Annotated in this window: 10 protein-coding genes; 6 read left to right on the top strand and 4 right to left on the bottom strand. The window is 66.1% G+C overall.

The features are described 5' to 3' along the window. Positions 1 to 50: 50 nt before the first annotated feature. Entirely contained in the window at positions 51 to 1,196 is a 1,146-nt protein-coding gene (locus CH274_RS08630) for a lycopene cyclase family protein (RefSeq protein ID WP_094657139.1), read from the bottom strand. Further along, on the bottom strand, positions 1,193 to 1,981 hold the full coding sequence (locus CH274_RS08635; protein ID WP_094657140.1) for an SDR family oxidoreductase: 789 nt from the start codon (positions 1,979 to 1,981) through the stop codon (positions 1,193 to 1,195). The genes CH274_RS08630 and CH274_RS08635 overlap by 4 nt, the downstream gene beginning before the upstream one ends. A 150-nt stretch (positions 1,982 to 2,131) precedes the next feature. Between CH274_RS08635 and CH274_RS08640 the strand changes: the two genes are divergently transcribed. Beyond that, entirely contained in the window at positions 2,132 to 3,763 is a 1,632-nt protein-coding gene (locus tag CH274_RS08640) for an ABC-F family ATP-binding cassette domain-containing protein (protein WP_032398030.1), read from the top strand. A 6-nt stretch (positions 3,764 to 3,769) separates the two neighbouring features. Here the strand turns inward: CH274_RS08640 and CH274_RS08645 are convergent, their stop codons facing one another. Both CH274_RS08645 and CH274_RS08650 read right to left on the bottom strand, forming a co-directional pair. Then, positions 3,770 to 4,336, bottom strand: a complete 567-nt coding sequence (locus CH274_RS08645) for a TetR/AcrR family transcriptional regulator (protein ID WP_032398031.1) — start codon at positions 4,334 to 4,336, stop codon at positions 3,770 to 3,772. Between the two features lie 113 nt (positions 4,337 to 4,449). After that, a complete protein-coding gene (locus CH274_RS08650; protein WP_032398032.1) occupies positions 4,450 to 7,260 on the bottom strand; it encodes an aconitate hydratase in 2,811 nt (936 codons plus the stop codon). Positions 7,261 to 7,608: 348 nt separating this feature from the next. Between CH274_RS08650 and CH274_RS08655 the strand changes: the two genes are divergently transcribed. The 5 genes from CH274_RS08655 (at position 7,609) to CH274_RS08675 (ending at position 13,624) form a co-directional block, all read left to right on the top strand. Further along, positions 7,609 to 8,151: an Rv1476 family membrane protein gene (locus CH274_RS08655; protein ID WP_032398033.1), complete on the top strand. Its 543-nt coding sequence runs from the start codon at positions 7,609 to 7,611 to the stop codon at positions 8,149 to 8,151. A gap of 415 nt (positions 8,152 to 8,566) precedes the next feature. Further along, a complete protein-coding gene (locus tag CH274_RS08660) occupies positions 8,567 to 10,111 on the top strand; it encodes an NlpC/P60 family protein (RefSeq protein WP_373453914.1) in 1,545 nt (514 codons plus the stop codon). A gap of 290 nt (positions 10,112 to 10,401) precedes the next feature. Further along, positions 10,402 to 11,649, top strand: a complete 1,248-nt coding sequence (locus CH274_RS08665; protein WP_094657285.1) for an AAA family ATPase — start codon at positions 10,402 to 10,404, stop codon at positions 11,647 to 11,649. After that, on the top strand, positions 11,646 to 12,635 hold the full coding sequence (locus CH274_RS08670) for a DUF58 domain-containing protein (RefSeq protein WP_032398034.1): 990 nt from the start codon (positions 11,646 to 11,648) through the stop codon (positions 12,633 to 12,635). The genes CH274_RS08665 and CH274_RS08670 overlap by 4 nt, the downstream gene beginning before the upstream one ends. Next, positions 12,632 to 13,624: a VWA domain-containing protein gene (locus CH274_RS08675; RefSeq protein WP_032398035.1), complete on the top strand. Its 993-nt coding sequence runs from the start codon at positions 12,632 to 12,634 to the stop codon at positions 13,622 to 13,624. Before CH274_RS08670 ends, CH274_RS08675 begins: the two co-directional genes overlap by 4 nt. Positions 13,625 to 13,689 lie beyond the last annotated feature (65 nt).

The raw sequence follows: 13,689 nt of genomic DNA on the forward strand, positions 1-13,689 counted from the left end.
TGTCCATGATCGCCGACCGGGCGCCCGCGTGTCGACCGTTGGCGGGAAACTCAGCCGCGGCCCGGAGTGCGCACTATCGTGCGCGCGATCGCGAGCCTGGCCGATCCCGGGAGCGTCGGAAACATCTTCAGCATCGCGGTCATCGTTCCGAGGGCGTCGTCGTACCCGGACAGGTACGAGCGCTGCAGTTCGACCGGGAGCGAGAAGAAGCTGGAGAAGAACTGGGGGACCATCTCGGGTTCGAGAGCCAGTGCCGTGCGCAGCCCGAGGTTGCGAAGCTTCTGAACCGTCCAGACGTGCACCGGGCGCATCGGGCGCGAACGTCCACCGCCTCGGAATCTCTCGACGAGGTGATCCGCCGTCGCCAGCGACGCCGCAACGCTGTACCCCGTGGCCGGATGCATCAGATTGGAGCGGGAACCGAAGAGCACCGGTCCGCCTCGCCCGGTGTGCAGCCGCGACCGAGGCGGCGGTTCGACCGAGAACCGCACTCGCTCGACGTCCTCGTCGCCGGTCGGTTCCAGGTTCCGACGGGTGAGCCGGTGGTGCAGCCGCGATCGAAGCTGTGCGAGTTCCAGCGGTGGCCGGCCGACCAGACACGTCTCCTCGAGCAGGATCCGATCCTCGTCGAGCGCCACGGCGTAGAGAAAACTCGGGGCCTCACCGGGCCGAGCTCCGTTGTCGGTGCGCCAGTCCATGAACCAGGCGTCCGACCCTTCGAGGATCGGCTCGGCGCGGTCCCGGTCGACGACGATGCCGTACGCCGTCTGCTGTGCGAGGTCCCGAGAATCGAGCGTGCCGCGGGCGTCGACGACGTGACGAGCGTCGACGATGGTGCCGTCGGCGGTCGTCACCCGGGAACCGGTGACGTCGACGGCTGTCCCCGCCAGCACTCGGACCCGGTCGAGGGACAGGGTCGCTTGCAGGGCAGGTGTGTCCAGCACGCAGTACGTCCGGTCGATGATCCGATGACGGTCGGTCCATACCGCCGGCTTCTGTGCAGTCGAGGCGACGGCGGTCGGAGGCAACCACGACGGCAACTCGTCGGCCCAAGCGGAATACGTCGGTGTCCAGGTGCGCGACGGGTGTGGATCGAGTGCGAGCACATCGAGTCCGGCCTCGGCGCACCGATGGGCGACGGCCCGCCCCGCGGGACCGAGTCCGACCACCGCGACGTCGGCCGAGAAATCGTTCACATTCCGCCGGTGGCGAGCAAACCACCGTCCACGCGCACGGTCTCGCCCGTGATCCAGGAGGACGCGTCCGACACCAGGAAGGCCACCAGGGCCGCTACGTCCTCAGGATTGCCGAGACGCTTCATCGGATAGCCGGCCGCTGCCGCGTCTTCGCCGTTGGCGACGAGAGCCTCGGCGAATTTCGTCTTCACCACGCCCGGAGCCACCGCATTGACGCGAATCTTCGGACCGAGCTGCCAGGCGAGCTCCTCGGTGAGGCGGATCAGAGCGGCTTTGGATGCGCCGTACGCGGCGATCACGCCGGTGGAGCGGATGCCGGCCACGCTGGCGACGTTGACGATCGCGCCGCCGTGCTCGCCCATCCAGGCATGGAACGCCTGTTGGACGAATCCGAGGGTACCCACGACGTTCGTGTCGAAGATCTTGCTCACGCCGGCCAGGTCGGCGTCCATCAGTGAGCCGTAGACGGGGTTGATGCCGGTGTTGTTGACCAGGATGTCCAGTGAACCGAAGGTCTCCACGGTGCTCGCGACCGCGTTGCGTCGGTGCTCCGGGTCGCCCGCATTACCGTCGATCGCGAGCACGGAATCGCCGAGTTCCGCTGCCGCCGCAACGAGAGGTTCGCGCTTGCGAGCGGTGATGGCGACGTTCGCGCCGCGGGCGAGCAGTTCCGCGGCGATGGCCTTGCCTATGCCTCGGCTGCCGCCGGTGACGAGTGCGGTGCGCCCGGCGAGATCGGGGGTCGGCGCGCTGGAAGAGCTGACTGTTTCGGAGGCGTCGGTCATCGATCAGACGTTACCGGTGTCACCGTCGTTCCTGGGTGAGGGCACGTGAATGCTGAGCTAAAATGGGGGTTTGCTGTGCTGTTCGGCGGCATGGTTCGCCCGTCGGTCGACGGGCGACGATCTTGTTCGGCAATCGCTAGGAGCTCACGCGTGATCACCGCCACCGACCTGGAAGTTCGTGCCGGTGTGCGGACCCTTCTGTCCACCGAGGGGCCCGCGCTCCGGGTACAGGCGGGCGACCGCATCGGGTTGGTCGGTCGCAACGGTGCAGGAAAGACCACCACGTTGCGCATCCTGGCGGGCGAAGGCGAGCCCTACGCGGGCGAGGTCGTGCGCACCGGCGAACTCGGTTACCTGCCGCAGGATCCCAAAGAAGGCGACCTCGACGTGCTGGCCAAGGATCGCGTGCTCTCGGCCCGTGGCCTGGACACCCTCCTGCACAAGATGGAAAAGCAGCAAGCGCTGATGGCCGAGGTCGCCGACGAGGCGCTGCTCGACAAAGCCGTCCGTAAATACGGCGAACTCGAAGAGCGTTTCGCCTCCCTCGGCGGTTACGAAGCCGAGAGCGAAGCGGCCCGCATCTGCAACAGCCTCGGCCTGGCCGACCGCATCCTCGGCCAACCGCTACGGACCCTGTCCGGTGGACAGCGTCGACGCGTCGAGCTGGCTCGCATTCTGTTCGCCGCGTCCGACGGCAGTGGTGGACGATCGAACACCACCTTGCTGCTCGACGAGCCGACCAACCACCTCGACGCCGATTCCATCACCTGGCTGCGCGGATTCCTCCAGAACCACGAGGGCGGACTCATCGTGATCAGCCACGACGTCGAACTGCTCGGAGACGTGGTGAACAGGGTGTGGTTCCTCGACGCCGTCCGCGGCGAAGCCGACATCTACAACATGAACTGGAAGAAGTACCTCGACGCCCGCGCCACGGACGAGCAGCGTCGCCGTCGTGAGCGCGCCAACGCGGAGAAGAAAGCCGGGGCACTGCGCGTGCAGGCCGCCAAGATGGGGGCCAAGGCGACGAAAGCCGTTGCAGCACAGAACATGGCGAAGCGCGCCGACAAGCTGCTCGCCAACCTCGATGCCGAACGGGTGTCCGACAAGGTGGCGCACATTCGTTTCCCCGAGCCGGCACCGTGCGGCAAGACGCCGCTGATGGCGAAGAACCTGACCAAGATGTACGGATCGCTGGAGATCTTCGCCGGCGTCGACCTCGCCATCGACCGGGGCAGCCGTGTCGTAGTGCTCGGGCTCAACGGTGCAGGCAAGACGACGCTGCTGCGGATCCTCGCCGGAACCGAGAAGGCGGATACCGGTGAGATCGAACCCGGCCACGGCATGCGCGTCGGATACTTCGCGCAGGAACACGACACCCTCGACGACCACGCGTCGGTCTGGGAGAACATCCGGCACGCGGCACCCGACACCGGCGAACAGGAACTGCGGTCGCTGCTCGGAGCCTTCATGTTCACCGGGCCCCAGCTCGACCAGCCGGCAGGAACACTGTCCGGTGGCGAGAAGACCCGTTTGGCTCTCGCCGGGTTGGTGTCCTCCGCGGCGAACGTTCTCCTGCTCGACGAACCGACCAACAACCTCGACCCGATCTCCCGTGAGCAGGTGCTCGACGCGCTCCGCAGCTACAAGGGCGCGGTCGTACTGGTGACCCACGATCCCGGTGCCGCCGAAGCGCTGTCACCCGAACGAGTGATTCTGCTTCCCGACGGCACCGAGGACCACTGGTCGCAGGAATACCTGGAACTGATCCAGCTCGCGTAACGGTGCTCAGTCCTGCCTGCGGACCGACTCCTCGACCAGGTCCAGGATCGCGGCGAGGTTCGAGCCGCCGTGGCCGGACGCAATGCGAGCCACCAGGCCGTCGAGCACGAGATCGAGGTAGTCGGCGAGGACGTCGTTGGGTACGTCGTCGCGCAGTCGTCCTGCGGTCTTCTGACGCTCGAGTCGTCCGAGTGTGGCGTCGGTCAGCTCGGCCGACCTCTCGGCCCAGCTGGACCGGAAGTCCGCGTCCGTGCGCAATCGTCGGGTGATCTCGAGCCGCGTGCCGAGCCACTCGAATTGTTCGGGTTGCGCCAGCATGTCTCGCATCACCTGCACCAGACCCTGAGTGGCCGCGACCTCGGCCATGCGTCGGGCATCTTCCTGAGCCAGCGCGAGGAAGAGCCCGTCCTTGTCCTTGAAGTGGTGGAATATGGCTCCGCGCGACAGGCCGGTGGCTTCTTCGAGACGCCGTACTGTCGCGCCCTCGTAACCGAACTCGCCGAAGCACTTACGCGCGCCGTCGAGAATCTCGCTTCGACGGGCAGCCAGGTGGTCTTCGCTGACCTTGGGCACGTGTGGGTTTCCTACTTTCGATGAGGGCCTCGACCGAGACGGCGATGGGCCCGGAAACACGTTGTCGGTTCCGGGCCCATCGCCGTTCGAGGCGTACGTCAGACGACGCGCACTCAGCCTCTGATCATGTTGCGCAGCACGTACTGCAGAATGCCGCCGTTGCGGTAGTAGTCCGCTTCACCCGGGGTGTCGATGCGAACCACTGCCTCGAATTCGACCTTCGAGCCGTCTTCCTTGGTGGCGATGACGGTCATCGTCTTCGGGGTGGTGCCCTCGTTCAGCTTCGCGACTCCGACGATGTCGAAGGTCTCGGTGCCGTCCAGCTTGAGCGACGATGCGCTCTCACCGGCCGGGAACTGCAGGGGAACGACGCCCATGCCGATGAGGTTGGAGCGGTGGATGCGCTCGAACGACTCGGTGATGACGGCCTTGACGCCCAGGAGCGAGGTGCCCTTGGCGGCCCAGTCACGTGAGGAGCCGCTGCCGTACTCCTTGCCGCCCAGCACGACCAGCGGGATGCCGGCCTTCTGGTAGTTCTGCGACGCGTCGTAGATGAAGGACTGCGGTCCGCCGTCCTGCGTGAAGTCGCGGGTGTAGCCACCCGAGACGTCGTCGAGGAGCTGGTTCTTCAGGCGGATGTTCGCGAACGTTCCGCGAATCATGACCTCGTGGTTTCCGCGGCGCGAACCGAGCGAGTTGTAGTCCTTGCGCTCGACGCCGTGCGAATCCAGGTACTGCGCGGCAGGTGTACCCGCCTTGATGGGACCGGCCGGGCTGATGTGGTCGGTGGTGACCGAATCGCCGAGCAGCGCCAGCACGCGTGCACCCTTGATGTCCTCGACGGGAGCCGGGTCCATCGTCATGCCGTCGAAGTACGGAGGCTTGCGCACGTACGTCGACTTGGGATCCCACTCGAACGTGTCGCCCTCGGGGGTCGACAGGTTCTGCCAGCGGCTGTCACCGGCGAAGATGGTCTCGTAGGACTTGCTGAACATGTCCCGGCTGATCGAGGACTGGATGGTCTCCTCGATCTCCTGCGAGGACGGCCAGATGTCCTTGAGGAACACCGGATTGCCCTCGTGATCCTCGCCGAGAGCGTCGGTCTCGAAGTCGAAGTCCATCGTGCCCGCCAGGCCGTAGGCGATGACCAGCGGCGGCGAAGCCAGGTAGTTCATCTTCACGTCGGGGGAGATGCGGCCTTCGAAGTTGCGGTTGCCCGACAGGACTGCGGTGACCGAGAGGTCGTTGTCGTTGATCGCCTTCGAGATCGGCTCGAGCAGCGGACCGGTGTTACCGATGCACGTGGTGCAGCCGTAACCACCGAGGTAGTAGCCGAGCTTCTCGAGGTACGGCCACAGGCCGGCCTTCTCGTAGTAGTCGGTGACGACCTGCGAGCCGGGTGCCATGTTGGTCTTGACCCACGGCTTGGTGGACAGCCCCTTCTCGACGGCATTGCGGGCGAGCAGTGCTGCGCCGAGCATGACCGACGGGTTCGAGGTGTTGGTGCACGAGGTGATGCCTGCGACGACGACGGCACCGTGGTCGAGGACGAATTCGCCGGCCTCGTCGGTGGTGACCCGAATCGGCTTGCTCGGGCGGCCCTCGGAACCGTATGCGGCAGAACGAACGTCGACGGAGTCCTCTTCGGCGAAGCTCAGCGAAGCGGAATCACTGGCCGGGAACGACTCATCGAGTGCCTCGTCGAGCTTGCTGTCACCCTCGTGCGCCGGGTGGTTCTCCTCGACGTAGTTGTGGATGTCCTTGCGGAAGGCAACCTTGGACTCGGACAACAGGATTCGGTCCTGCGGGCGCTTCGGTCCTGCGATGGACGGAACGACCGTGTTGAGGTCGAGTTCGATGTACTCGGAGTACACGGCCTCGTTCTTCGGGTCGTGCCACATGCCCTGTTCCTTGGCGTACGCCTCGACGAGCGCGAGCTGCTCGTCGCTGCGGCCGGTGAGGCGCAGGTAGTTGATCGTCTCTTCGTCGATCGGGAAAATGGCTGCGGTGGAACCGAACTCGGGGCTCATGTTGCCCAGGGTGGCGCGGTTCGCGAGCGGAACCTCGGCCACGCCCTCGCCGTAGAACTCGACGAACTTGCCGACGACGCCGTGCTTGCGCAGCATCTCGGTCGCGGTCAGCACCACGTCGGTCGCGGTGACGCCGGGCTGGATCTCACCGGAGAGCTTGAAACCGACGACGCGGGGGATCAGCATCGAGACGGGCTGGCCGAGCATGGCCGCCTCGGCTTCGATACCGCCGACGCCCCAGCCCAACACACCGAGGCCGTTGACCATCGTGGTGTGCGAGTCGGTGCCGACGCAGGTGTCGGGGTAGGCCTGGCCCTTGCGGGTCATGATCGTCGGTGCGAGGTATTCGATGTTGACCTGGTGCACGATGCCCATGCCCGGAGGGACGACCTTGAAGTCGTCGAACGCGCCCTGTCCCCAACGCAGGAACTGGTAGCGCTCACCGTTGCGCTCGTACTCGAGGTCGACGTTGCGCTCGAGAGCATCGGCGCGGCCGAAGACGTCGAGGATGACCGAGTGGTCGATGACCATGTCGGCGGGGGAGAGGGGGTTGACCTTGTTGGGGTCGCCGCCCAGGGTGGTGACGGCTTCACGCATCGTGGCGAGGTCGACGATGCAGGGAACGCCGGTGAAGTCCTGCATGATGACGCGTGCAGGGGTGAACTGGATCTCGAAGCTCGGTTCCGCGGACGGATCCCACGAGGCGATCGAACGAATGTGGTCGGCGGTGATGTTTGCACCGTCCTCGGTGCGAAGGAGGTTCTCCGCGAGGACCTTCAGTGCGTAGGGCAACTTCTCGGCACCGGGCAAGGCCGACAGTCGGAAGATCTCGTACGAGTTCTCTCCGACTTCGAGGGTGCCCTTTGCACCGAATGAATCTTTACTTGCGGTCACTTCAGCTCCACTCGTCTATGAGGCACACCGCCGACGGGGCTGTGTCGACGGTTGAAGCGAGGCGCCGACTGCGGGCCTCGGCCTCGAATCTCGGTAGCGAGAGTTCGGGGCGGACGCACGGTCGGTGTCTCGATGGAAGTCTAACAGTACGCTTGTCCTGTGAAAACCTGCGGTCGGGTCCTCGGTGGGTCTGGAGGCACCGAACCACACGACGATCCTCACGCAGTGCTCCCGGCTGCGCAATGAAGGGCGACCTCAGTAGTGAAGCCGGACCTGCGGGGCAACCAGGTTCGCACGTGGCGGTGACGTAGGGTTCGAGCCGACTGGTTCCTACCGACTGGACGAGAGATGCCTGAGCCGATTCACGCCGTTTCCCCACTTGCCACCGATATACCGGCAGGTCTGGACGTCGACAGCATCGTCGCCACGGTCCGCGAGTCCGGCGTCAGTGCCCCCGCCGACGAGGAGGCCGGTTTGTCCGCGGCCGTCGCGCGCGCCGAGGACCACGGCATCGATCTGAGCATCGTCATCGTGCCGACCGAACCTCGCCACGACTCGCAACTTCGAGACCTCGCAACCGCTGTCGGAGCACGCGAGGGCGGGACTGTTCTCGTGCTCAGCCCAGGGCAGGTGGGTACGTTCAGCGACTCGATCAGCCGGGTGACCCTCGAAGCAGGCCAGGACCGTACCTACACCGGGAACCACGTCGTGGCAGCCGACAACTTCGTCGACACCCTCGTCGAGGATCAGACGCCGTGGGGTCTGCTCACGGGCGGCCTGGTCGTCGTGGTCGCCGCGGTCGCGGCACTGACCGCCGTCGTGAAGGTCCGCAGATATCGCTCGCGTTCGGAGTCGAACGACCGCGCGCACAGCGAGTCCGTCGCCGACTGAACACGCGCGTCCGAGTGTCGTTCGACCGACCGACGCTCGCCCCGTTCGACCCCGTCCCGATGGTGACCGTCGGGTCGTCCGAAAAAGTCGGAAAAATTGTTTTCGGTAAACCCCGAGTTCACGGCGTTGTGCCTGGTGAAATTACCAATGTGTCATTTGTGACTGGAGTTTCTTTAGGGTGCGAAGTGTCGTACGGTGCCATTGGCACTGCTGGGGAAGGAGTGTCGCAGAAGGCGGTTGTCATCCGTGGGGAACTCGGGAGGCCACTGCTTCGGGTGTGACTGACGTGGTTCGCACCTGTCGTATCGCTGCGTGTTTCTTTCCTGCCCGGCGAGAGTGCTCACCGTCACCTGCGATCGGGGTGGAGGACGGAGAGCTTCCCGACGGCACGACGGTTCGACGCGAACCCGAGTGAATGCCGGACCCGAGGGAGACATTTGTGAGCCGACGTCAAGTCCGCGGAACTCACCGCCGTGCACTCGTCCGTACCCGATTCGTGCTGGTAGGCGCAGGCCTCGTCCTCGCGTTGACGGCGACCCTTCCCGGGGTTGCCGCCGCGGTACCACCGCCACCGCCCAACCCCTCGGACACCGACATCGCCGCCGCGGGCAGCGCCGTCGATTCGAGCCTCGGCCGAGTCGGCCAACTGATCGACGCGATCGCCTCGGCCAATCAGCAGCTCGCCCAACTCGACGACGAGGTCGCGTCGAAGCGCGAAGGCGTCAACAAGGCCCTGGTCGATCTGCAGAATGCGCGCGACGCGGCCGACGTGGCCGCCGCGGTCGTCGGTGCCGCACAGCAGGCTCTCGCCGACGCAGGCACCCAGATCCAGGCGGCCCAGGCCAAGTTCGACGAGTTCGCCAAATCGAGCTACACGCAGGGCTCGGGCGTCGCCTCGATGGCGTCGTTCCTGGGATCCAGCGGACCGGACGACGTCCTGGACCGCGCCCAGGTCCTGAAGATTCTCTCCAACAGTCAGAACGCAGTACTCGACGGCCTTCAGCGAGCCCGTACCGAGCAGGCGAACCGCGACTCGGCAGCGCGTGAGTCCAAGCAGCAAGCCGACGCCGCTGCCTCGGAAGCCGAGGCGAAGAAGGCGGAGGCCGAGCAGGCCATCGCCGAGGCGCAGGCCGCGCTGCAGGCAGAGGCCGACCGGAAGGCCACGATCGAATCGGAGCGCGACTCGGCGCAGACCGAACTCGATGCCGCCCGCAGCAACGTCGCCGGTCTGCAGGACCAGCGAGCCGCATACGGCGACTGGGAGGCGCAGAAGGCGGCCGAGGACGCGGCCATCGCCGCCGCCACGGCCGCAGCGAAGGAAGCTGCTGTGCAGGCAGCTGCCCGAGTGTCGGCCAATCTGGCGGCGCAGCAACGCGCGGCCGCCATCGCCGAGGGCCAGCGTTCGCACGTGGACGTGGACGACGATTCGAGCGCGTCGACCGACTCGGACAGCTCGACGACGACCACGCCCACCACCCCCACCAAGCCCAAGACGCCCACCAAACCGAAGACCTCCACGACCCCGTCCGTCACCGGCAGCGCAGCTGTCGAGTTGGCGATCGACCGCGGAATGAGCCAGCTCGGTGTGCCGTACTCCTGGGGCGGCGGCGACGAGAACGGACCGACCAAGGGCATCAGGGACGGCGGAGTCGCCGACAGCTACGGCGACTACAACAAGGTCGGCTTCGATTGCTCGGGGCTGATGATCTACGCCTTCGCAGGACTGGGTATCTCGCTACCGCACTACACCGGCTACCAATACACCGCCGGTAAGCAGGTGCCGTCCTCGGAGATGAAGCGCGGCGACATGATCTTCTACGGACCCAACGCCAGCCAACACGTCGCGCTCTACCTCGGCGACGGCAAGATGCTCGAAGCCCCGCAATCGGGTTCGGTGGTGAAGGTGTCCGACGTTCGCTACAGCGGAATGACGCCGTACGCCGTGCGCATGGTGTCCTGACCGCGATCCGCAGGCTCCACTCCGGCTTCTCGAGCCGTCTCGCAGGCTCCACTCCGGCTTCTCGAGTCGTTCCGCAGGCTCCACTCCGGCTTCCCGTCGGGGGTGCCTTTCGGCGCACACACCGATCACCTGGAATAGTTGATTGCGGCGGTACGAAACGAGCCCGACGACGATCGACTGAAAGCGGTGAATTCTTGGTGACATCACGTGACGGCCGGATTTCGAACGACGAGGGGTCGACGCGAGTCGAGTCTGCGACTCCGAATCCACCGAGTGCGGAGCCGAAGCGGGTGGACAGTCCGGCCCTGGCCGAGGACGTCCAACTTCTCGAGAAGGCCGTGTACGAGGTCAAGCGCGTGATCGTCGGTCAGGACCGACTGGTGGAGCGCATTCTGGTGGGGTTGCTCGCGCGCGGACACGTGTTGCTCGAGGGCGTCCCCGGTGTCGCCAAGACCCTCGCCGTCGAGACCTTCGCACGGGTGGTGGGTGGTTCGTTCTCACGAGTTCAGTTCACTCCCGACCTGGTGCCCACCGACCTCGTCGGCACCCGGATCTACCGTCAGGGCCGTGAGGAGTTCGACACCGAACTGGGACCCGTCGTGGCCAACTTCGTGCTGGCCGACGAGATCAACCGTGCACCGGCCAAGGTTCAGTCCGCACTGCTCGAGGTCATGGCGGAGCGGCACGTGACCATCGGCGGCAAGACGTTCCCGATGCCGGACCCGTTCCTGGTGATGGCCACGCAGAACCCCATCGAGAACGAGGGTGTGTACCCCCTTCCCGAAGCTCAGCGAGACAGGTTCCTGTTCAAGATCGTCGTCGACTACCCGACGGTCGAAGAGGAACGCGAGATCGTCTACCGCATGGGCATCAAGGCCCCCGAGCCCAAGCAGATCCTCGACCCGGCCGAGTTGGTTCGGCTGCAGAATCTGGCCAGCTCGGTGTTCGTGCACCACGCGCTCGTCGACTACGTGGTGCGGGTCATCGCTGCTACTCGAACGCCCGAGCAGTTCGGGATGGACGACGTGGCGAGCTGGATCGCCTACGGTGCATCGCCACGTGCGACACTCGGCATCATCGCGGCCTCCCGCGCACTGGCTCTGCTCCGTGGTCGCGACTACGTCGTTCCTCAGGACGTTCTCGAAGTCATTCCCGACGTGCTCCGGCACCGTCTCGTGCTCTCCTACGACGCTCTGGCCGACGAGGTGACCCCCGAGACGGTCATCTCCCGGGTGCTGCAGACCGTCGGTCTACCGCAGGTGTCGCCGCAGGCGGTACCGGTGCCGCAGAGCAACGGAGGGGGTCCGGCCGGGCAGCACTTCGACGGACGTCAGCCGCAGGGGCCCTACCCGCCGCAGGGGCAGTACCCGGCACCCGGTCAGTTTCCCGGCCAGGGCCAACCGCCTGCGCCCCAGCAGCCGGGTCCCCAGCAGCCAGGACCCCAGAGCCATCCGCAAGCCGGGCAGTACGGCCAGCCCGCACCGTCTCTGCAGAAGCCGTCCGGTGACGGATCATCGATCGGTACGCCGGGGCAGTGAGCGGACCCGACACCGCCTCCGCGGGCCGAGCCGTCGTTTCCCGGCCGCCGTCGTTCCGCTCGGGTGAGCTGCGTGATCCGAAGCTGGCCGCAGCGCTGCGGACCCTGGAACTGACCGTGCGTCGACGGCTGGACGGGGTGTTGCACGGTGACCATCTCGGATTGATACCCGGTCCGGGGTCCGAGCCGGGCGATGCCAGGGAGTACCAACCGGGTGACGACGTTCGCCAGATGGACTGGTCGGTCACCGCGCGTACGACGCATCCGCACGTGCGGCAGTCCGTCGCCGACCGCGAGCTGGAGACCTGGCTCGTGGTCGATCTGTCGGCCAGCCTGGACTTCGGCACCACCGGGTGCGAGAAGCGCGACCTCGCGGTCGCGGCCTCGGCTGCCATCACGCACCTGTCCGGCGGTGGCGGAAATCGAATCGGCGCGGTGGTGGCAACAGGTTCGGACACCAACCGCATTCCGGCACGGGGCGGCCGCGTGCACACGCAGTCGATGCTTCGCGCCATTGCCACCACTCCTGCTGCAGCCGACGGTGTGCGCGGCGACCTGCGCGCGGCCATCGAAGCGTTGCGACGCCCCGAACGACGCCGTGGAATGGCAGTGGTGATCAGCGACTTTCTCGGGCCGATCGACTGGGAGCGCTCGCTCCGGGCCATCTCCGCGCGGCACGACGTCTTGGCCGTCGAGGTACTCGACCCACGTGATCTCGAACTGCCCGACGTCGGTGACGTCGTTCTCCACGATCCGGAATCCGGTCGTACTCGCGAATTCAGTACGACACCGCGGTTGCGGGCAGATTTCGCGCGCGCAGCCGCGGCACACCGCGACGACGTGGAGAAGGCGCTGCGGCGGTGCGGCGCACCTCGATTGACGCTCCGTACCGACGGTGACTGGATCGCCGACGTCGTACGGTTCGTGACCGCACGCAGGCACACCATCGGGGCCGGATTCACCAACACCGCGCGGGCGCCGCGATGAGCCTGACCGATTTCGCCTCGCCGTGGTGGCTGGGCTTTCTCGTCGTCGTCATCGCATTGACGGTCGGCTACGTCTGGGTCCAGCGGCGCAAGCAGAAGCACGTACTGCGGTTCTCCAACATGGAACTGCTCGAGTCCGTCGCACCCGATCGGCCCAATCGGCTGCGGCACCTGCCGACGGCTCTCGTTCTGGTCGGCCTGATGTTCCTCACCGTCGCGTTGGCCGGCCCCACCGCCGATCAACGCGTGCCCCGGAACCGGGCAACGGTCATGCTGGTGATCGACGTGTCACTGTCCATGGAGGCCACGGACGTCGAGCCGACTCGGTTGGCCGCCGCGCAGGAAGCAGCGAAATCCTTCGCCGACGGTCTGACACCCGGCATCAATCTCGGACTGGTCGCGTTCGCCGGTACGGCGTCGGTTCTGGTCTCGCCAACGGCCAACCGCGAGGCCACCAAGTCCGCCATCGACAAGTTGCAGCTCAGCGAGCGAACGGCCACAGGCGAGGCGATCTTCACCTCGCTCCAGTCCATCGACACTCTCGGTGCCATCCTCGGCGGCGGCGACGCGGCACCGCCTGCGCGCATCGTGCTGCTCTCGGACGGTAAGCAGACCGTCCCGCAGAACCTCGACGACCCACGCGGCGGGTACACCGCGGCGCGTGCCGCCAAGGACAAGAACGTGCCCATTTCCACGATCTCGTTCGGCACCAGCTACGGCTCGGTCGAGATCGAGGACGAGAACGGCGTCGAACGCGTCCCCGTACCGGTCGACGATCCGTCGTTGCGAGAGATCGCGAACCTGTCCGGCGGCAGCTTCTTCTCCGCGTCGTCGCTCGAGGGTCTCCGAGACGTCTACGACACCCTCGAAGAACAGATCGGGTTCGAGATCACCCGCGGCGACGCGTCGCGTCCGTGGCTGATACTCGGTGTTCTCTGCATATCGGTCGGCCTCGGTTCGGCGTTGGTGATGCGGCAACGTCTGCCGTGATCTTTGTTCTTACTCACCAGTAAGTTTCGCTTTGTCATTCCAGGACGAACAGATAGGTTGCTAGG

This window comes from Rhodococcus sp. 06-418-5, from assembly GCF_002258285.1.
Lineage (GTDB): Bacteria > Actinomycetota > Actinomycetes > Mycobacteriales > Mycobacteriaceae > Rhodococcoides.